23 protein-coding genes are annotated in these 19,175 nt (G+C 71.2%); 18 read left to right on the top strand and 5 right to left on the bottom strand.

Annotation, left to right across the window (positions count from 1 at the left end):
* Positions 1–78: 78 nt before the first annotated feature.
* Positions 79–531 (bottom strand): DUF3817 domain-containing protein, encoded by a 453-nt coding sequence (locus EDF51_RS07890; protein ID WP_131877800.1) that lies wholly within the window; start codon positions 529–531, stop codon positions 79–81.
* Positions 532–620: 89 nt separating this feature from the next.
* Here EDF51_RS07890 and EDF51_RS07885 point away from each other — a divergent pair, with 89 nt between their 5' ends.
* Entirely contained in the window at positions 621–1,397 is a 777-nt protein-coding gene (locus EDF51_RS07885) for a ThuA domain-containing protein (protein ID WP_243649950.1), read from the top strand.
* Positions 1,394–2,548, top strand: a complete 1,155-nt coding sequence (locus EDF51_RS07880) for a GAF domain-containing protein (protein WP_134194469.1) — start codon at positions 1,394–1,396, stop codon at positions 2,546–2,548. Before EDF51_RS07885 ends, EDF51_RS07880 begins: the two co-directional genes overlap by 4 nt.
* Before the next feature lie 44 nt (positions 2,549–2,592).
* Here the strand turns inward: EDF51_RS07880 and EDF51_RS07875 are convergent, their stop codons facing one another.
* Positions 2,593–3,036, bottom strand: coding sequence for a hypothetical protein (locus tag EDF51_RS07875; protein WP_123293011.1), 444 nt, complete (start codon positions 3,034–3,036; stop codon positions 2,593–2,595).
* 73 nt (positions 3,037–3,109) lie between these two features.
* On the opposite strand from EDF51_RS07875, the gene EDF51_RS07870 reads away from it, so the two are divergent.
* From EDF51_RS07870 to EDF51_RS07835, 8 genes are all read left to right on the top strand, one after another.
* Entirely contained in the window at positions 3,110–3,760 is a 651-nt protein-coding gene (locus EDF51_RS07870; protein ID WP_132099180.1) for a ScbR family autoregulator-binding transcription factor, read from the top strand.
* A gap of 117 nt (positions 3,761–3,877) precedes the next feature.
* A complete protein-coding gene (locus EDF51_RS07865; protein ID WP_134194465.1) occupies positions 3,878–4,756 on the top strand; it encodes an aminoglycoside phosphotransferase family protein in 879 nt (292 codons plus the stop codon).
* Between the two features lie 58 nt (positions 4,757–4,814).
* Positions 4,815–5,426 (top strand): hypothetical protein, encoded by a 612-nt coding sequence (locus EDF51_RS07860; RefSeq protein ID WP_123339389.1) that lies wholly within the window; start codon positions 4,815–4,817, stop codon positions 5,424–5,426.
* Positions 5,423–6,127: a DinB family protein gene (locus EDF51_RS07855; RefSeq protein ID WP_134194463.1), complete on the top strand. Its 705-nt coding sequence runs from the start codon at positions 5,423–5,425 to the stop codon at positions 6,125–6,127. Before EDF51_RS07860 ends, EDF51_RS07855 begins: the two co-directional genes overlap by 4 nt.
* A gap of 208 nt (positions 6,128–6,335) precedes the next feature.
* A complete protein-coding gene (locus tag EDF51_RS07850) occupies positions 6,336–6,983 on the top strand; it encodes an ABC transporter permease (protein ID WP_111083581.1) in 648 nt (215 codons plus the stop codon).
* Positions 6,970–8,247 (top strand): ATP-binding cassette domain-containing protein, encoded by a 1,278-nt coding sequence (locus tag EDF51_RS07845; protein WP_123339391.1) that lies wholly within the window; start codon positions 6,970–6,972, stop codon positions 8,245–8,247. Before EDF51_RS07850 ends, EDF51_RS07845 begins: the two co-directional genes overlap by 14 nt.
* On the top strand, positions 8,244–9,005 hold the full coding sequence (locus tag EDF51_RS07840; protein ID WP_134194461.1) for an ABC transporter permease: 762 nt from the start codon (positions 8,244–8,246) through the stop codon (positions 9,003–9,005). The genes EDF51_RS07845 and EDF51_RS07840 overlap by 4 nt, the downstream gene beginning before the upstream one ends.
* Positions 9,002–10,012, top strand: a complete 1,011-nt coding sequence (locus EDF51_RS07835) for a glycine betaine ABC transporter substrate-binding protein (protein ID WP_131845880.1) — start codon at positions 9,002–9,004, stop codon at positions 10,010–10,012. Before EDF51_RS07840 ends, EDF51_RS07835 begins: the two co-directional genes overlap by 4 nt.
* Positions 10,013–10,089: 77 nt before the next feature.
* Here EDF51_RS07835 and EDF51_RS07830 read toward each other — a convergent pair whose 3' ends face one another.
* On the bottom strand, positions 10,090–10,719 hold the full coding sequence (locus EDF51_RS07830) for a TetR/AcrR family transcriptional regulator (protein ID WP_123293018.1): 630 nt from the start codon (positions 10,717–10,719) through the stop codon (positions 10,090–10,092).
* A gap of 80 nt (positions 10,720–10,799) precedes the next feature.
* On the opposite strand from EDF51_RS07830, the gene EDF51_RS07825 reads away from it, so the two are divergent.
* Genes EDF51_RS07825 through EDF51_RS07815 form a run of 3 tightly spaced genes read left to right on the top strand, consistent with a single transcriptional unit; the run spans position 10,800 to position 13,374 of the window.
* Complete coding sequence (locus EDF51_RS07825) at positions 10,800–11,546, top strand: ABC transporter ATP-binding protein (RefSeq protein ID WP_131920926.1); 747 nt, start codon at positions 10,800–10,802, stop codon at positions 11,544–11,546.
* Entirely contained in the window at positions 11,543–12,820 is a 1,278-nt protein-coding gene (locus tag EDF51_RS07820; RefSeq protein ID WP_133938169.1) for an ABC transporter permease, read from the top strand. Before EDF51_RS07825 ends, EDF51_RS07820 begins: the two co-directional genes overlap by 4 nt.
* Before the next feature lie 26 nt (positions 12,821–12,846).
* A complete protein-coding gene (locus tag EDF51_RS07815) occupies positions 12,847–13,374 on the top strand; it encodes a GNAT family protein (RefSeq protein ID WP_131845881.1) in 528 nt (175 codons plus the stop codon).
* A 44-nt stretch (positions 13,375–13,418) separates the two neighbouring features.
* On the opposite strand, the gene EDF51_RS07810 is transcribed toward EDF51_RS07815, so the two are convergent.
* Positions 13,419–13,694, bottom strand: a complete 276-nt coding sequence (locus EDF51_RS07810) for a hypothetical protein (RefSeq protein WP_131845882.1) — start codon at positions 13,692–13,694, stop codon at positions 13,419–13,421.
* A gap of 102 nt (positions 13,695–13,796) precedes the next feature.
* Here EDF51_RS07810 and EDF51_RS07805 point away from each other — a divergent pair, with 102 nt between their 5' ends.
* From EDF51_RS07805 to EDF51_RS07790, 4 genes are all read left to right on the top strand, one after another.
* Positions 13,797–14,465, top strand: a complete 669-nt coding sequence (locus tag EDF51_RS07805) for a hypothetical protein (RefSeq protein ID WP_134194459.1) — start codon at positions 13,797–13,799, stop codon at positions 14,463–14,465.
* Positions 14,466–14,586: 121 nt separating this feature from the next.
* Positions 14,587–15,279 (top strand): hypothetical protein, encoded by a 693-nt coding sequence (locus EDF51_RS07800; protein WP_134194457.1) that lies wholly within the window; start codon positions 14,587–14,589, stop codon positions 15,277–15,279.
* Between the two features lie 39 nt (positions 15,280–15,318).
* Entirely contained in the window at positions 15,319–16,764 is a 1,446-nt protein-coding gene (locus EDF51_RS07795) for an NAD(P)/FAD-dependent oxidoreductase (protein WP_134194456.1), read from the top strand.
* A 5-nt stretch (positions 16,765–16,769) separates the two neighbouring features.
* The gene (locus EDF51_RS07790) at positions 16,770–17,213 is read left to right on the top strand and encodes an SRPBCC family protein (RefSeq protein ID WP_123293024.1); all 444 of its coding nucleotides are present in this window, start codon (positions 16,770–16,772) and stop codon (positions 17,211–17,213) included.
* Positions 17,214–17,290: 77 nt separating this feature from the next.
* Here EDF51_RS07790 and EDF51_RS07785 read toward each other — a convergent pair whose 3' ends face one another.
* Positions 17,291–18,109 carry a shikimate 5-dehydrogenase gene (locus EDF51_RS07785; protein WP_134194454.1) on the bottom strand — a complete coding sequence of 273 codons (819 nt, stop codon included), beginning with the start codon at positions 18,107–18,109 and terminating at the stop codon, positions 17,291–17,293.
* Positions 18,110–18,187: 78 nt separating this feature from the next.
* Here EDF51_RS07785 and EDF51_RS07780 point away from each other — a divergent pair, with 78 nt between their 5' ends.
* A complete protein-coding gene (locus EDF51_RS07780) occupies positions 18,188–19,126 on the top strand; it encodes an NADP-dependent oxidoreductase (protein WP_243837096.1) in 939 nt (312 codons plus the stop codon).
* Positions 19,127–19,175 lie beyond the last annotated feature (49 nt).

Raw genomic sequence — 19,175 nt, 5'->3', positions numbered from 1 at the left:
CCGTCCGTGGTCGCGACCAGGGCCGCGCATCGTGAGCAGAAATGGTCGGGTCCGCATCACGAACCCGACCATTTCTGCTCACGAAGTCACGCGGGGCGGGCCCGCCGCAAGCAGCACCACGAAGACCAGAGCGACCGCCACGACCCCGATGACGACCGCGACCGCGGGGCGACGCACCACGAAGAACAGCAGACGGTCCCAGAAGCCCGAGCGCGCGTCGGGTGAGCGGCGCCACGGGCCCTCGAGCATGCCGCGTCGGGCGACCGCGACCTCGAACGGCACCGTGGCGTACGGCACGACGGCACTCGCCCAGCCGAGCACGAGTGCCCCGAGGGTCCAGCGCTGGTTGACCGCGACGACGGTCGTCACGACGAGGTAGGCCAGGAACACGAAGCCGTGCACCCCGCCGCCGATCCGGACGCCCCAGTCGCCGGCGTCCAGGCCGTACTTGAGCACCATCCCGGCGATGAGCATGGTCCAGGTCACGAGTTCGGCGACCGCGGCGGCACGGAACAGGGAGCGGGGAGTCATGCCCACATCGTCGCGGACGTGTCCCGGGAAACCCCCGACACTCCGGTGGTCGTATCGATTCGACGCCCGGGGAGGCTAGCGTTGGAGCCATGTCAGTGCCGACCGAGAACCGTCCCCTGAACATCGTCGTCTGGAACGAGAACGTGCACGAGACCCGCGGTGACGCGACGGTCATCGGGCACTACCCCGACGGCATGCACACCGTGATCGCGGCAGCGCTCCGCGAGCACCACCCCGACGCCACCGTGAGCACCGCGACGCTGCAGGAGCCCGAGCACGGCATCACCGCCGAGCGCCTGGCCACGACCGACGTCCTGTTCTGGTGGGGCCACGCCGCGCACGACGAGGTCAGTGACGCCGTGGTCGACCTGGTCGTCGACGCCGTGCACGCCGGCATGGGCTTGGTGGTGCTGCACTCCGGGCACTACTCGAAGCCGTTCAAGCGCCTGATGGGCACCACCTGCTCGCTGAAGTGGCGCAACGACGGCGAGCGCGAACTCGTCTGGACGATCGCGCCGGAGCACCCGATCGCCGACGGGGTGCCGCACCCGATCGTGATCGACCGGCAGGAGATGTACGGCGAGTTCTTCGACATCCCGCGCCCCGACGAAGAGGTCTTCCTGTCGACCTTCGCCGGCGGCGAGGTCTTCCGGTCCGGGGTCGCCTACCGCCGCGGTCTGGGGAAGGTCTTCTACTTCTCCCCCGGCGACCAGGAGTACCCCGTCTACCACCACCCGGACATCCAGCGCGTGCTGTCGAACGCGGCGGCGTGGGCCGCTCCGGTGTCCGAGCGACGCGAGTTGACGGCCGACCAGCACCCGCGGGACTGGTTCCTGACGGAGGGTGCGGGTAGACAGGGCGCATGACCCAGCCGGACCCCGCCGCGCACCGGACCGCCGTGGTCGAGGCACTCGGTGTCCTCGGCAGTGGTCCGGAGGAGCGGTTCGACCGCATCACCCGCATGACCCAAGAGGCGTTCGGGGTCCCGCTGACGTTCCTGAACCTGGTGCACGGCAACGTCGTGACGGCGCAGTCGACGCAGGGCTGGCGGCAGGGCGGGAGCGCCCCGGCGGAGCAGGTCTTCTGCTCGACGACGGTGCTCACGAACGAGCCGATGGTGGTGCCGGACGCGCTGTTGGACCCCCGGTTCCGCGACCTGGCAGCGGTCACCGAGCAGGGCATCCGGTTCTACGCCGGAGCACCGTTGTCGATGCTCGACGGCACCCGTGTCGGCACGCTCTGCATCATGGACGCGACCCCGCGCGAGCTGTCGGCGGCCGACCTCGACCTGCTGCGTGACCTCGCACGGTGGGCGGAGCGCGAACTCGGCCACGCGATCGACCGCGATCGGGTGACCCGCGTGCTCGAGGGCCTGGTCCCCGGACCCGTCGAGGTCCCCGGACACGACCTCGACACCCTGGTGCTCCGGACCGAGGACGGCGGCGGGGACGTCGCTGACTGGCGACTCGCCAGCGACGGTGCGCTGCACGTCACCATGGGCAGCGTCGCGGCGGCCGGACGCGCGTCCGGCCTGCTGGCCTCCGCGGTCCGCGGCGCCGTCGTCGCACGCACCGAGACCGCCATGCAGGACGCGATCGGCGGCCTGGAGGCCCAGATCACCGCCGACCTGTCCGCTGCGGACGCCCTCGGCTCGCTCTTCCACCTGCGGCTCGACCCGACGTCGGGGCACGTCGTCTTCGGGGACGCCGGCCACGGCCTCGCCGTACTCGTCCGCGCCGACGGCACCAGCCGTGCGCTGCACTCGCTCGACCTGCCGCTCGGCCTGCAGCCGGAGTCCGTGCCGCGGTCCCCCGCGACGCTCGACCTGGCCGCGGGCGACCGGCTGGTGGTCTGCACCGAGGGCGTCCTGGCGCTCGAGGGGATCGGCCACCTCGACGACCTGGCCGCCCTGGTCGCTGCCGAGCCGACCGGGGCCGCGGTCGTCGAACGGGTCCGCGCCCTGGTGCCGGCCGGTGCAGCCCACGACGTGACGCTGGTCGTGCTCGGGCGGAGTTGAACACCGTCCGCTGACGACGTCGCTGCCGCAGTCGTGCGCCGCGGTCAGGAGCGGAAGCGGTCCTGCCGTGATCGCGGTGCACCGGTGAGCGCGACGACGAGCAGCGTGGCCAGCAGGCCGAAGCCCGCGAGCTCGATGCCGAGGCCGGCGAGCTGCCAGTAGGCACTGCCGACCACCTGCGGCTGCGTGATCGACTCGGGCCACCACGCGTCGATCAGCGGGAACGATGCAGGGAACGGGTCGAGGCCGAACACCACGAGCCCGCCGAGCAGCAGGACGACACCGAGCAGCGCCATCACCCCGCGGGAGCGCCCGAGCATGTGCACGACGAGCGCGGCTGCCATCCCGGCGAGGCCGACGACGGCGATCAGGAACGCGAGCACGACGATGGTCTGCGGCGCGAGGGCCACCCAGTCGAGCACCGCGATCGGCAGCAGCAGCCACCGACCGGTCCGCGCCCACCGCGCGGGGTTCCGCCATCCGTCCATGGCGGCCAACCGTAGGGCACCCGCCCGGACGCGGGCCGTGCGCAGCCTCGGAGCGGACTACGATCGGCAGGTGATGGCCCAGGACGGACGCACCCGGCAGCAGCGGGCGCTCGAGACCCGCGCGGCGATCATCGGGGCCGCGGCCGCCGAGTTCGACGAGCGCGGGTACCTCGGCGCGTCGATGGACGGCGTCGCCGAGCGGATCGGGCTGACCAAGGGCGCGCTGTACTTCCACTTCGCGTCGAAGGCCGACCTCGCCGGTGCCGTGATCGCGCAGCAGCACGAGGTCTCGCGGCGCTACGGCGAGGCCGCGGTCGCCCGGAGCCGGACGCCGCTCGAAGCCCTCATGTGGATGTCACAGGGACTGGCGACCCAGATGGTCACCGAGGTCGTCGTGAGCGCCGGCATCCGTCTGTCGACCGAGGTCGCGACGCACGACGTCCCCCGTCAGGACCCGTACACCGACTGGATGGCGCTCATCGCACAGACCGTCCGCCAGGCGATCGACGCCGGCGAGGTCGAACCGCGGTGGGACCCGGACATGGTCGGACGCGTGGTCATCCCCGCGTACACGGGCGTGCAGACGGTGTCGGACGTGCTCGCCGACCGCACCGACCTGTACGAACGCCTGCGGGAACTCTGGACGGTGCTGCTCGCCGCGCTCGTCACCGAACGCCTCCGGCCAGAGGTCCCGCGACTCGTCGCCATCATCGCGCCGGAATGACGCGGGTCCCCCCAGGGAAACACCCACGTCACCGTCCTCACGAGGATACCCAGCGGTCGGTTTCCGCACCCGCCCCCGTTCGCGGGCATGTGTCCACCGGCCCACTAGCCTGAGCCGGTGCCCACACCACCGGCAGAGGTCGACGTCGACGTCCCGCTCGTCCGGGCCCTGCTGCGCGCCCAGCACCCCGACCTGGCGGACCTCCGGCTCGTGGTCGTCGCGAACGGCTGGGACAACGTCATCGTGCGGCTCGGCGACGAGTACGCCGTGCGCCTGCCGCGGCGGGAACTCGCAGCACGCCTGGTCGAGCACGAGCAGCGGTGGCTGCCGGGGATCGCTGCCCGCGTCGGACCGGTGGTCCCGGTGCCGGCTCCGGTGCGCGTGGGTCGTCCTGCGCTCGGGTACCCCTGGTCGTGGAGCGTCGTCCCGTGGCTCCCCGGTGCGCCCGTCGGTGAGCGTGCGGCCGGGGTGCGGGTCGCCGAGGCCCTCGCGGAGTTCGTGCGACTGCTGCACGTGCCGGCTCCGGCGGATGCTCCGGCGAACCCGTTCCGTGCGGTGCCGCTGGCGACGCGCAGCGACGCCGTCCTGACGCGACTCGCCACGCAGGACGTGCCCCGGGCCGTGGAGCTGGCAGCGGTCTGGCGGACCGCGGCGGCGCTGCCGACGCACACCGGGCCTCCCGTCTGGGTGCACGGCGACCTGCACCCGTTCAACCTGCTCGTGGACCGCACGCCGGACGGCGACGAACGCCTGTCGGCGGTCGTCGACTTCGGCGACGTGACCTCGGGGGACCCCGCCGTCGACCTCGCCACCGCCTGGCTGACGCTCGACCGGGAGGCCCGCCACGCGTTCCGGACGCTGGTCGCCGCTCCGGACGGCACCTGGGGACGCGCGCGCGGGTGGGCGATCGCGCTCGCCTCCGCGCTCGCGACGTCCGACGAACGCGCCTTCCGGAGCGTCGCGCGGCGCAGCATCGACGCGGTGCTGGACGGCTGAGACCCCGCGGGGCTATCGTGACCGCACCATCCGTGCACAGCCGATCGGAGGGGCCCTCATGACCCTCGAGTTCCGCGTCCAGCACGACGTCGCCACCGACGCCTCTCCCGCCCCCACCCGATCCGAGCGAACCGGCCTCCGCGGGTTCCTCGACCGCCTCGCCGAGCGCCGCGCCGCAGCACGCGTCCGACGGGTCGAAGCCCGGCTGCAGGAACTCGGCGAGCTCGAGCACCTGCTGTCCGACGCGCGTGGCGTCGTCGAACGCGGCTGGATCCAGCACGCCTGGTTCGCGTACCTCGACGAGCACGGCCGGATGCGGAAGGCCACGAGTGCCGCCGCGATGGACGTGCAGGGGCGACCGCTCGTCGCCGCGTGCCTGGTCGGCGCGGTCGTCTCGGCCGCTGGCGGGCCGCACGCCGTGCACTCGCCGCGGGTCCAGCACTCCCTCGACCTGGTCTGGCACGCGCTCGCCGTGGACGAGGGCGCGCCGGTGCTCTGGTGTCCGGCGCCCGACGTCCGGATGGGCCGCGTGCGTGACCTGACGAGCTGGAACGACGCCCCTGCGCGCACCTCGGCCGAGGTGGCCGGGCTGCTGCTCACCGCGGAGCGTGTGGCCGTGCAGGAATCGGCACGCCTGCAGGACGTCGTGGTGGCACGATCGAGGGCATGAGCAGCCCCGACGCCGTCCCCGAGGTCCACCCCGCGACGACCACCGGCCTCGCGTCCAGCGGGAACTCGGCGCTGTCGGACGAGGGTTCGTCGTCGGACACCGACCCCCTGGCCTCGGCCGCTGCGGTGAAGCGGACGCTGCACCGGTACCTGCAGAAGCACCGCGCCGCGCTCCTCGGCAAGCTCGACGGCCTGGCCGAACGGCAGGCCCGCTGGCCGGTGACCCCGACCGGCACGAACGTGCTCGGGCTGGTGAAGCACGTCGCCGGTGTGCAGGCCGGGTACTTCGGCGAGGTGTTCGGTCGGCCGCTTCCGGACCCGCCCGCCTGGCTCGAGTCGGAGGACGGCGAGGACATGTACGCGACGCTCGACGAGACCCTGGACGACGTCGTGGCCTTCCACCACCGCAGTGCAGCGCACGCCGACGCCACCATCGAAGCGCTCGACCTCGACGCCCGCGGCACCGTCCCCTGGTGGCCGGAGGAGCTCCGCGAGGTCACGCTCCACCGCATCCTGGTGCACATGGCGTACGAGACGGCCCGGCACGCAGGGCACGCCGACATCGTGCGCGAGATGCTCGACGGGCTGGCGGGCGACGGGGACGGCAACCTGGCCGACAAGAGCCCGGAAGAGTGGGTCCTCTGGCGCGAGCAGCTCGTCGACATCGCCGAGCGGTCCGGCCTGCGGGGCTTGGCCATGTAGCCGATGGCCCCTCACGATCGTTACCGTTCTCTCAGGCTCGACAGTCGAACTGGCCGCTGACCAGGGGTTCTCGTCCGGTCACCTGCACAGGAAACGATCGTCTCCGCTGCACCTCGTCGTGCGACCGGTCCGTGCCCTGCGTAGCTTTGGCGCAGCTTGTGCCCCGACCCGTGGGCAGTTCGGCCGACCGGAAGGGGAGCGCCCACCCGTGTTCCAGTACGTCGTGGAGCGATGGAGCCAGATCTGGTTCTCGTCGTGGCAGCACTTCTCACTGGTGGTCCAGTGCACGGTGCTCGCCACGGTCATCGCCGTGGTGCTCGCCACACTCGTCTACCGCAGTCCCCGCCTGACCTCCGTCGCGAACGGGGTGTCCGCCATCGGCCTCACCCTGCCGTCCTTCGCGGTCATCGGCCTGCTCATCGTCCCGCTCGGCTTCGGCGTGCTGCCGTCCGTCGTGACGGTCGTCTTCTTCGCCGCCCTGCCCATCCTGCGCAACGCGGTCGTCGGCCTCGCCGAGATCCCGCCGAGCGTGGTCGAGTCCGCGCGCGGCATCGGCATGAGCCGGTTCCGGACCCTCGTGCAGGTCGAACTGCCGATGGCCTGGCCGATCATCCTGAGCGGCGTCCGCGTGTCCGCCCAGATGGTGATGGGCATCGCAGCCATCGCCGCGTACGCCCTCGGCCCCGGGCTCGGCGGCTTCATCTTCTCCGGACTCTCGCGCCTCGGCGGCGCGAACGCCCTGTACTCCGTGGTCGTCGGGGTGGTCGGCGTCGTCCTGCTCGCCCTCGTCCTCGACCTGCTCCTCCTCGGCCTCGGCCGCCTGACCATCTCGAGAGGTATCCGTGTCCAGCACTGACTCCGCCACCACCACCGCGCCCGACGGGGACGTCACCGGCCGCAGCATCCTGCTCGACGAGGTCACCAAGCGGTACCCCGGGCAGTCGAAGCCCGCCGTCGACGGCATCACCCTCGAGATCCCGGCCGGCAAGATCGTCATGCTCGTCGGCCCGTCCGGCTGCGGCAAGACGACGACCCTCAAGATGATCAACCGCCTGATCGAGCCCACCGAGGGCCGCATCGTCGTCGGTGACGACGACGTGACCGGCATCGACGCCGACGAGCTCCGCCGCCGGATGGGTTACGTGATCCAGGCCGGCGGGCTCTTCCCGCACATGACCGTCGCGGCGAACATCGCGATCGTGCCGAAGATGCTCGGCTGGTCGAAGGAGAAGATCGCGGCGCGCGTCGACGAACTGCTCGACCTGGTCTCGCTCGACCCCGCCACCTACCGCGACCGCTACCCCCGCGAACTCTCCGGCGGGCAGCAGCAGCGCGTCGGCGTCGCCCGGGCGCTCGCCGCGGACCCGCCCGTCCTGCTGATGGACGAGCCGTTCGGTGCGGTCGACCCGATCACCCGGCAGCGCCTGCAGGACGAGCTCCTGCGGATCCAGGAAGAGCTGCACAAGACGATCGTCATCGTCAGCCACGACTTCGACGAGGCCGTGAAGCTCGGCGACTGGATCGTCATCTTCACCGAGGGCGCGCACATCGTGCAGTACGACACCCCGGAGCGGATCCTGGCGGAGCCGGCGAACGAGTTCGTGGAGAACTTCATCGGCTCGGGCGCCGGGCTGAAGCAGCTCACCCTGAACCGCGTCCGCGACGTCGAGGTCGTCTCCGCGGTGACCTGCTCCCCCGGCGAAGAGGCGAAGGCCGTCCTGCAGCGCATGCAGGAGGCCGGAGGTCACGGGCACGCCGTCGTGGTCGACCGTCGGCAGCGGCCGATCGGCTGGCCGTCGCGCCGGCAGCTCGAGCGCCTGGACCGGATCCCGGACGGCGTCGACCCGGAGCTGCCCATCGTGGGCGAGGCCTCGACGCTCAACGACGCCCTCGACACCATGCTCGTCTCGAGCGCCGGGGCCGCACTGGTCACCGGCCGTGGCGAGGCGTTCCGCGGTGTCATCACGGTCGAGGTCGTCATGGAGGCCATCACCCGGTCGCGTGCGGCAGCTGCCGACGACCGCGCGTACACGCCGGTCGGCACGAACACCAACCAGATCGAGACGCTGCCGTCCTCGCCGGCCGCGCCCGTGATCGCGCCCTCCGGGGAAGACCTGTGAGTGCTGTCACCGCCGGACCCGCCACCGGCGCCAGCACGTCCTGGAAGGGCCTGCTGTTCCAGCCGATCGCGATCCTGGTCGTGCTCGCCGGGTTCGCGGTCTGGCTCGCCACGGCCGACCTCACGCCCACCGAACGCACGACGCTCAACCCGGCCGACATCCTCGACCTGACCGGGCAGCACCTCGTGCTGACCCTGCAGGCGACGGTGCTCGTGCTCGTGATCGGTATCCCGCTCGGCATCGTCCTCACGCGCGGACCGCTGCGTCGGGCGAGCCCGTACGTGCTCGCCGTCGCGAACTTCGGGCAGGCGGCCCCCGCTGTCGGCCTGATCGTGCTGCTCGCCGCGTGGCTCGGCCTGAACAGCGGGTCCGCCGTGGTCGCGCTCGTGCTCTACGCGATCCTGCCGGTCCTCCGGAACACCATGATCGGCGTGCAGAGCGTCGACTCGCGCCTCGTCGAGGCCGGCCGTGGCATGGGCATGAGCGCGTTCAGCGTCCTGATGCGCGTCGAGCTGCCCCTCGCGGTGCCGGTCATGCTGTCCGGCATCCGGACGGCCCTCGTGCTGCTCGTCGGCACCGCGAGCCTGGCCACCTTCGTCGGTGCAGGCGGCCTCGGTCTCCTCATCACCACGGGCGTGACGCTGTTCCTGCCGAAGGTGCTCGTCGCCGGTGCGCTGCTCGTGGCGCTCCTCGCCCTCTCCATCGACTGGCTCGGCCGTGTGGTCGAGACCGTCGCACGTCCGAAGGGACTCCGATGAACCGCCGTACCCGCCGCCTCCGCCGCGGGGCTGCCGTCGCACTCGCCGGTGCCACCGCGCTCGTCCTGGCCGGCTGCGGCCTGCAGCCCGCGACGTCCTTCGTCCCCGAGGCCGGTCCGGGCACCATCGAGCGCATCGACGACCTGCCGGACGGCGCCCACATCACCGTGACGTCGAAGAACTTCACCGAGCAGCTCGTGCTCGGCAAGATCGCCGTGCTCGCCGCGAAGGCCGCCGGGTTCGACGTCACCGACGAGACCAACGTGCCGGGCAGCGTCGCCGTCCGCGAGTTGATGACCTCGCACGGTGCGGACTTCACGTACGAGTACACCGGCACCGCCTGGCTGACCTTCATGGGCCACGCCGAGGGGATCCCGGACAAGACCGAGCAGTGGGAAGCGGTCAAGAAGGAGGACGCCGGCAACGGGCTCACGTGGCTCGACCCGGCGCCGATGAACAACACCTACGCGTTCGCGGTGCGGGACGAGGCGGTCAAGGAGCTCGGAGACATCAAGACCCTGTCCGACATCGCGAAGCTGCCGGTCGACCAGCGGACGTTCTGCGTCGAGTCGGAGTTCAACTCGCGTGCCGACGGGTTCAAGCCGATGCTCAAGAAGTACGGCTTGGAGCTCGGCGGTTCGGGGGAGAACGGGATCCCCAGCGACAACGTCAGCATCCTCGACACCGGCACGGTCTACACGGCCACCGACCGCGGCAAGTGCAACTTCGGCGAGGTCTTCACCACCGACGGCCGCATCAAGTCGCTCGGCCTGACCGTGCTCGAGGACGACAAGGGCTTCTTCCCGGCGTACAACGTCGCGCCGGTGCTCGACTCGGCCACGCTCAAGGAGTACCCGCAGCTCGCCGACGTCTACGACCAGATCTCGCCGAAGCTCACCGATGCGGTGCTGCAGGAGCTGAACCGTCAGGTCGACGTCGAGGGGCGCGAGCCGGCCGACGTCGCGTTCGACTGGATGGTGAAGGAGGGCTTCATCACGAAGCCGTGACGGCTCTCGACGCATCCACGTCACGGACGGGAGGCCCGGTGCCGGCTGGCACCCGGCCTCCCGTCCGTGGTTGCGTCTCAGGCCGCAGCGATGCGCGCAGCCGTGTCGCGGATCGACGCGACGACGCGGGCGCGGACCTCTTCCGGGTCGGAACCCTCGTGGCGCGCCGAGCTCCGCAGCCCGGTCATGCACATGCCGAGCAGCATCTCGGCGGCCTGCGGGGTCGCGGCGTCCGGCCCCCACGCCGGGTCGCGTTCGAGGATCGTGCGCACCGCACCCGTCATCGCCTCGGCCACGGTCGTCATCCGGCTGACCTGGCGGCGCATGAGCTGCGGGAAGCGCACGATGACCTCCTTCCGGGCGAGCCGCTCGTGCTCGTCGCCGAACGACGAGCCGAACACCAGGAACGCCAGGTCGACCACGGCCTGCGCAGCCGGCTCCCCCGCGACGGTCTCGAGGTGCGCTGCCAGGGTCTCGGCGTCCAGGTCGAGCTCGGTGTGCCCGAGGACCGCGTCCTCCTTGCTCTCGAAGTAGTTGAAGAACGTGCGCGGTGACACCTCGGCGCGTGCGGCGATCTGTTCGATCGTGGTGTGGTCGATGTCCTGCTCGAGCGCGAGGGACCGAGCCGCCTCCGCGATGCGGTGGCGTGTCTCGATGCGCTTGCGGTCGCGCAGACCCATCTCGGTGGCGGGCGCGGTGTCGGGCATGGCCCGACTGTAACCGGAACGTCACATGATCTACAGCAAACGCAAACTTGCAGTCGTGCAGCGGACACTACGGTGGGGCCATGACCACTCCCGTGCTCGAGGCCCGTGACCTCGCCAGGACCTACGGCCGAGGCCCGACGCGGTTCGACGCGCTCAAGGGGGTGTCACTCCAGGTGCACCAGGGCGAGAGCCTGGCGATCGTCGGCAAGTCCGGATCGGGCAAGTCGACGCTCATGCACCTGCTCGCACTGCTCGACAAGCCGTCGACCGGGCAGGTCCTGCTCGACGGGACCGATGCGGCGACCCTCGGCGCGCGGCAGGTGAACCGCACGCGCAACAGCACCTTCGGGTTCGTGTTCCAGCAGTTCTTCCTGACCCCCAAGACCTCGGTCCTCGACAACGTCGTGCTGCCGCTCAAGATCGCGGGCGTCTCCGGAGCCGAGCGGAAGCGACGCGGCATGGCGGCGCTCGACTCCCTCGGTCTGGCCGACAAGGCGAAGAACGACGCCAACGACCTGTCCGGCGGGCAGAAGCAGCGCGTGGTCATCGCACGCGCGCTGGTCGGTGAGCCGAGCGTCATCTTCGCCGACGAGCCGACCGGCAACCTCGACACGAACACCGGGCAGGTGGTCGAGGACATGCTCTTCGGCCTGCAGCGCGAACGCGGGATCACGCTCGTCGTGGTCACCCACGACGAAGAACTCGCGGCCCGCTGCGACCGCAGCGTCAACGTCCGCGACGGACTCATCGTCGGTGGATCCGACGGCACACCCACCGCCGGTGCCGACGTCGACCAGCAGGCCACGCACGGAAGGCACTCCGCATGAACTTCCTCGACCTGCTCCGCACCGCGGTCTCGAACACCTTCCGGTCGAAGCTGCGCACGACCCTGACCGTCATCGCGATCTTCATCGGCGCCTTCACGATCACGCTGACCTCGGCGATCGGCACGGGGGTCAGCAACTACATCGACACCCAGGTCTCGTCGATCGGTGACACCGGTTCCCTGACCATCACGAAGGCCGTCGACACCACGTCGACCGACAGCGGGCCGGCGAAGTACGACCCCGACGAGTCCGGCCAGAGCGTCGACCGCGGTCCGGCGTCGTTCTCGTACCTGTCGCAGTCCGACGTCGACGACATCCGTGCGATCGACGGCATCAAGAGCATCCGTCCGGCGGTCGCCCTGGCGCCGAAGTACGCCGAGCACGGCGACGACGGTAAGTACGTCGTCTCCCTGACCGCCAACGCGGGTGAGCTCGACGCCGACCTGGCGAGCGGGAAGCAGCTCGACGACGACACCGACGCGAACCAGGTGATCCTGCCGACGAACTACCTGGAGAACCTCGGACTCGGCAGCGCGAAGGCCGCCGTCGGCAAGGAACTCACCTTCGCGGTGGACGACTACCAGGGCAAGGAGCACACCCTCACCGCGACGGTGGTCGGTGTGCAGAACGAATCGCTGTTCGGCGGCGGAGCCGGGGCGAACGCCGCGCTCACCGACGCGATGCAGGCCGCGCAGGAGATCGGCAAGCCGGACTCGATCGCGACCTCGTACGCCAGCGCCACCGCGACGCTCGACTCCGGGGCCTCCGCGACCACGGTCAAGAAGGCACTGTCGGACGACGGGTTCCTCGGGCAGACCATCCAGGACCAGCTCGGCCAGTTCCAGACCGTCATCAGCGGCATCGTCGGGGTCCTGAACGCCTTCGCCGTCATCGCCCTGGTGGCAGCGGGCTTCGGCATCATCAACACGCTGCTGATGAGCGTGCAGGAACGCACCCGCGAGATCGGCCTGATGAAGGCGATGGGCATGGGCGGCGGCAAGGTCTACACGCTGTTCTCGCTCGAGGCGGTCTTCATCGGGTTCCTCGGCAGCGCGATCGGAGCCGGTGTCGCGATCCTGCTCGGGACGGGCATCTCGAACGTGCTCGCGGGCACGGTGCTCAAGGACCTGCCGGGCCTGCAGATCATGCAGTTCGCGCCGAGTTCGGTGGCGACGATCATCCTCGTCGTGATGTTCATCGCGTTCCTCGCCGGCACCCTCCCCGCGCGCCGCGCCGCACGGCAGAACCCGATCGAGGCGCTCCGGTACGAGTAGCGCCCGGCGTGCATAGTCTCTGACGGGTGGCGGCATTCGGGCGGGACCTCGGCGACGGGTACACGCTGACGCTGCGCGACCTGACGACGGTCGACCCGGTGCTGGAACTCGTGTGCGCGAACCTCGACCGGCTCCGGGCGGCCGAACCCTGGGCGTGGGATCCGCAGGACCGCGAGACCATCGGACTGCACACCGAACGGCTGCTCGGCCAGTTCGCGATGGACCGCGCGCTCCCCTGCGTCATCCGCTCCGACGACCGCATCGTCGGGGTCGCGTCGCTGACCTTCGACCCGTACCTGGGCCAGGCGTCACTCGGCTACTGGGTGGACGCCGGACACGAGGGCCGCGGTGTCGCGGGGCGGGCCGCCGGCGTGCTGGTCGAGGTCGCGCGGGCGCGCGGCACCGCACGGCTCGAGATCCGGACCGGCGTCGACAACGTCCGCAGCCGCGCGCTCGCCGAACGGCTCGGGTTCGCCCTCGAGGGCACTCTGCGGGGCGCGCTGCCGCTCGGGCCCGTCCGCGCCGACGTCGCCGTCTACGGCCTGCTGCTCTAGGCGAGACTCCCCGCCGCCCCCGTGCGCATGCGCGTGCGCGTGCGTCAGGAGCCCTGCGTCGCGCCCTGCCAGACCGCGAACACACCGCCGACGACCGCCAGCACGAGCAGCAGGATCCAGACGGCGAGCGCGATGAGGTTCAGGAAGACCCCCCAGCCCGCGCGACCACGGGCGAGCGGTTCCCGGCTGCGCGACGCGACGCCCAGGCACAGCCCGACGATCGGCGCGACGAACGTCCAACCGGCGAGCAGCGAGCAGATCCCGAGGACGAGGCTCGCGGTGCCGAGACCGGTGCGGGGGGACTCCGTGTACGTGACCATGCACCCGACGCTACGGAACCACTCGGGGCGTGTCGTCCCTCCAGGGCGTGATCCGGGTCCACCTGCCGACGGATGGTCACCGGACGCCGGTATCGTCGGAGCATGGCCTTGTTCGGACGACGCAACCACGACGTGCGCGATCGACCCATCAGCCAGGTCGAACTGAAGCGGGCCGTCGACGAGGGGTTCCTCATCGCGAAGGCCGCGGTCACGATCGCGGTCGGCAACCGGATCATCACGAACGCGCTGCGCGACCAGGGGTACTTCGACCACGCGTTGATCGCCGAGGCCGCGCGCGAGGAGCTCCACCGCATGGCCGAGGAGCAGCGGGGCGACGCCGCGCGCATGCGGGAGATCCGGTCGACGTCGAGCAAGTCGAAGGGCCGTTCACGGCACCAGCACGACTACCGCCGGGGTGACGACCTCAAGCTGCGCACGCGAGAGGCGACGTACGAGCAACTCGCGACGATGCTCGACAAGCGCCGTGACGACCAGCACTTCGTTGACGGCATCGTGCTCGCCGCCCGCGCCCGAGCCTGGGACGACATCGGCACCACGGTCGTCGGGCGCCTCGGCTGGGCCCAGCGTCCGGCCGACGACTACGAGATCGGCCGTGACGACCGCCTGCAGCAGATGCTCGAAGAGGACTTCGCGACGTTGCTGGCCGAGCACCCCGTGGGCTCGACCCCGGTCGACGCCGACGAGCCCGACGATGCCGACGGCGACGAGGACGGCTCCGACCCGGCTGACCCCGACGTCGCTCGCCCCTGAAGCGGTACTTGAGATATCACCCGGGCGTCGCTAGGCTGATCGGGTAACGCCCCAGGACCATTCGGCACCGCCGGACTCCTGGGGCGATTGCTGTTCCAGAGGGCGGTTCGGGGGGAGCGCGATGATCGATCCAGCCACGTTGCCGGAGTTGCCGCGTCTGCTCAGCGCGCCGCGGTTCGACCGGTACGCGGCTCGGTACGGCGGCCGTGCCGACCTCGGATCTCGGCTGTACGCCTGGAACTGTGAGATCGCGGCGGCGTTCTGGGGGCCGGTCGGGTGCCTCGAAGTGTTCGTCCGGAACGCGCTCCACGACCAACTCCGACGATCCCGCCGGGACGACTGGTGGAACGACCCAACGGTACGGCTCCTGGAGCGAGAGCGCCGGGCGGTGACCGATGCCACCCGGACACTCGTCCGCCGTGGCGTGAGCGACCCCGAACCGGATCAGATCGTCGCGGCCACGAGCTTCGGGTTCTGGGTGGGGCTCACGGACGCTGGGGTCCCGCGAGATCCGTTGTGGAGCTACGAGACGACGCTGTGGCAACCGCGGCTCGTGCACGCCTTCCCCCGGCTGGGGCAGGTGCGCCGAAAGCAACTGCATCGTCGCCTCGATGACGTCCGCCGGTTCCGCAACCGTCTCGCGCACCACGAGCCCGTCCACGCGGCTCCGCTCGAACGGATCCGCGATGACATCGTCGCGATCGCGGGGTACGTCGACCACGATGCTGCGGCCTTCATCGCCGGAGCACAACGGATCGACGCCGTCATCGCCCGGAAGCGGATCGCTGTCTCATCCGGAGCCTCGGTCATCTGACCGGGACCACGCGCAGACACGAGTCCCTAGGCTCGGACCATGGTTGATGCGGTGGTCGTCGGGGCCGGACCGAACGGACTCGCGGCGGCGGTGACGCTCGCCCGTGCGGGCCTGTCCGTCGAAGTGGTCGAACGGAACGACACGATCGGCGGTGGTGCGCGCACCGCCGAGCTCACCCTGCCGGGGTTCCTGCACGACGTCTGCTCGGCGGTGCACCCGATGGCCCTGCAGTCCGAGTTCTTCCGGCTGTTCCGGATGGAGGAGCGCATCGAGCTCCGTCTGCCCGAGGTGCAGTACGGGCACCCGCTCGACGGGGGTCGCGCGGGCATCGCGTACCAGGACCTCGAGCGGACGGCCACCGAGCTCGGTGTGGACGGCCCGGCCTTCCGGAACCTGATGGGCCCGCTCGCCCGCGCTGCCGACCAGGTCGCCGACTTCGCCACAGACGCCCTCCTGCACGTGCCGCGGCACCCACTCACGGTGCTGCGGTTCGGCCTGCGCGCACTCGAGCAGGGCAGCAGCGCCTGGAACGCTCGCTTCCGCCAGGACGCCGCCCCGGCGATGGTCTCCGGCGTCGCCGCGCACTCCATCCAGCACATGCCCTCGCTGTCGACGGCCGCCGCGGCGCTGTCGCTCGGCGCCTACGCACACGCACGCGGCTGGCCCGTGCCGATCGGCGGCAGCCAGGCGATCGTCGACGCGCTCGCCGACGACCTCGTCGCGCACGGCGGACGGATCGTCACCGGGCACGAGGTCCGGTCGCTCGGTGACCTCACCCCGGCGAAGGCGGTGCTCTTCGACACGAGTGTCCCCGGCATGCTGCGGATCGCCGGCTCGCAGATCCCCACGCCGAAGCGCGGTGCGCTCCGCCGGTTCCGGTTCGGCAACGCGGCCGCGAAGGTCGACTTCGCGCTGTCCGATCCGGTGCCGTGGACGAACGAGGCGCTGCGCCGGGCCGGCACGGTGCACATCGGCGGGACACGAGCCGAGATTGCCGCGGCGGAGGGCTCGGTCGCGCACGGCCAGCACGCCGAACGGCCGTACGTGCTCGGTTCCGAGCCGACCGTCGTCGACCCGACCCGGGCGCCGAAGGGCAAGCACGTCTTCTGGGCCTACGCGCACGTGCCGGCGGGGTCCGACGTCGACCAGACCGAGGCGATCACGCGCCAGGTCGAACGGTTCGCACCGGGGTTCCGCGACACGATCCTGCACACGTCGAGCCGGACGGCCGCGCACATGTCGGACCACAACCCGAACTACGTCGGCGGCGACATCGCCGCCGGTGCTGCGAGCTTCTGGCAGCTCGTGAAGCGCCCGGTGCTGTCCAGCGACCCGTGGCGGATGGGCGGCGGCATGTACCTGTGCTCCGAGTCGTCCGCGCCCGGCCCCGGCGTGCACGGCATGGCCGGTTGGCGTGCCGCGAAGAGCGCACTCCGGCACACCTTCGGGCTGCCCGACGACGTCGACCTCACCCCGGAAGGCTGATCACCATGGCGAAGAACGTCCGCATCCTGCACTGCGCTCCCGAGGACGTCTTCGACGTGCTCGGCGACGGCTGGCTCTACACGACCTGGGTGGTCGGTGCCTCGCGCATGCGGAAGCAGGAGGCCGGTTGGCCGCAGGTCGGCACGCACCTGCACCACTCCTTCGGTGCCTGGCCGCTCGTCATCGACGACGTCACGACCTCGTTGGTGTGGGATCCGCCGCACCGCATGGTGATCCAGCCGAAGGGGTGGCCGATCGGTGAGGCCCGCGTGGAGCTGACCGTGGAGCCGCACCGCAAGGGCTGCAAGGTGACGATCGTCGAGAACGCCGTCGCCGGTCCCGGCGCCTGGGTCCCCGACTTCCTCATGCAGCCGCTCATCTGGGTCCGGAACCACGAGACGCTGCGCCGCCTCGGGTGGGTGGCCGTCGGGCGCGCGACGAACGCCTGAGACGTTCCCACAAAGGCGGACGGGAGGCGCGGTGCCAGCTGGCCCCGTGCCTCCCGTCCGCCCTGTGGGCGCGTCGACTACTCGGCGCGCGAGAACTCGCTGGCGCGCGCCACCTGGTCGTCCGTCAGGGCGACGCCCGTGTAGCGCTCGAACTGGCGCGCTGCCTGCAGCGCGATGACCTCGGCGCCGGTGATGACGTGCTTGCCGGCGTCCCGTCCCGCACGGACCAGCGGGGTCTCCGACGGGAACGCGACCACGTCGAAGACCGTGTGGGCCGCCTCGATCCGGTCCTGCGCGAAGGCGAGCGCGTCCTGCTGGTCGCCCCGCATGCCGAGGGGCGTGACGTTGACCACCAGGTCGGACTCCCCCGCCTCGCGCTCCTCGGCGATCCACTCGTACCCGTACTGCGACGCGAGCGCCGTACCGGTCTGCTCGTTGCGGGCGACGACCGTCAGGCGGTCGAAGCCGGCACCGCGGAACGCCGCGGTCACGGCCTTCGCCATGCCGCCGGAGCCGCGGAGCAGCACCCGGGACGCGGTGTCGACGTCGTGCGACCCGAGCAGCGCGGCGATCGCCTCGTAGTCGGTGTTCGATGCGGTGAGCACGCCGTCGTCGTTCACGACCGTGTTCACCGACTGGATGGCGGCGGCGGACTCCTCGACGTGGTCGACGAGCGGGATGATCGCCTCCTTGAAGGGCATCGACACCGAGCAGCCACGGATGCCGAGGGCGCGGATGCCGGCCACGGCGCCGGGCAGGTCGGTCGTGGTGAACGCCTTGTACAGGAAGTTGAGCCCGAGCTCGTCGTACAGGAAGTTGTGGAACCGGGTGCCGATGTTGCTCGGCCGGGCCGCGAGCGACATGCAGACCTGCATGTCCTTGTTGAGGATGGGCATGGGGCCAGTCTCCCACCGTCGTACCGATGGAGCGGTCCACGCGGACCGTTCGTCATGCTCGGGGTACCGTCGGACGCGATGACTGAGATCCCGGAGACCATGCGCGCCGTCCGCTTCGACGAGTGGGGTGACCGCTCCGTGCTGCACGTCGCCGAGGTCCCCGTCCCCGAGGCCACTGCCGGTCGGGTGCTCGTCCGGGTCCGCGCCGCCGGCATCAACCCGGGCGAGTCGGCGATCCGCCAGGGGTTGTTCGACGGCGGGTCCTCCGACGCGCTGCCGTCCGGTCAGGGCACCGACTTCGCCGGCATCGTCGTGGCCGTCGGCGAGGGCGTCGACGGCGTCGACGAGGGCGAAGAGGTCCTCGGGTGGTCGTGGGACCGCGCGAGCCAGGCCGAGTACGTCTCGGTGCCGGCCGAACAGGTCGTGCAGAAGCCGCGGCTGCTCGACTGGACCGTCGCCGGCGGGCTCGACATCGTCGCCACGACCGCTGCCGCAGCCGTCCGTGCCGTCGACCCACGACCCGGCGAGACCGTCGTCGTGTCCGGTGCCGCCGGTGGTGTCGGCGGGTTCGTCACGCAGCTGCTGACGAACGAGGGCATCGACGTGATCGCGATCGCGTCCGAGGCGAACCACGAGTGGCTCCGGTCGATGCGTGCACGGCCCGTTGCCTACGGCGAGGGCCTGCAGGAGCGCATCACCGAGCTCGCCACCAACGGCATCGACGCCGTCATCGACACGTACGGTCCGGAGTACGTGCACCTGGGGATCGCCCTGGGCGTGCCGGTCGACCGCATCGAGACGATCATCGCGTTCGAGGCTGCCGCCGAGGTCGGTGCGAAGGCCTCCGGCAGTGCGGACACGGCCGACCCGGAGATCCTCGGCGCCCTGGCGATGCAGGTGGCGAACGGCGAGGTCGAGGTGCCGATCGCGGCGACCTACCCGCTCGACCGGGTGCAGGACGCCTACGAGCAGCTGGAGCAGCGGCACACCCGCGGGAAGATCGTGCTGATCCCCTGACGGGCGTCGGGCATCAGGCGTCGGGGGCCCGGCGTCGGGGGTCGTTCAG

The sequence above is a fragment of the Curtobacterium sp. PhB25 genome (genome assembly GCF_004365375.1).
In the GTDB taxonomy this organism is placed as follows: Bacteria; Actinomycetota; Actinomycetes; order Actinomycetales; family Microbacteriaceae; genus Curtobacterium.
This window is presented reverse-complemented; position numbering and strand designations above follow the sequence as displayed.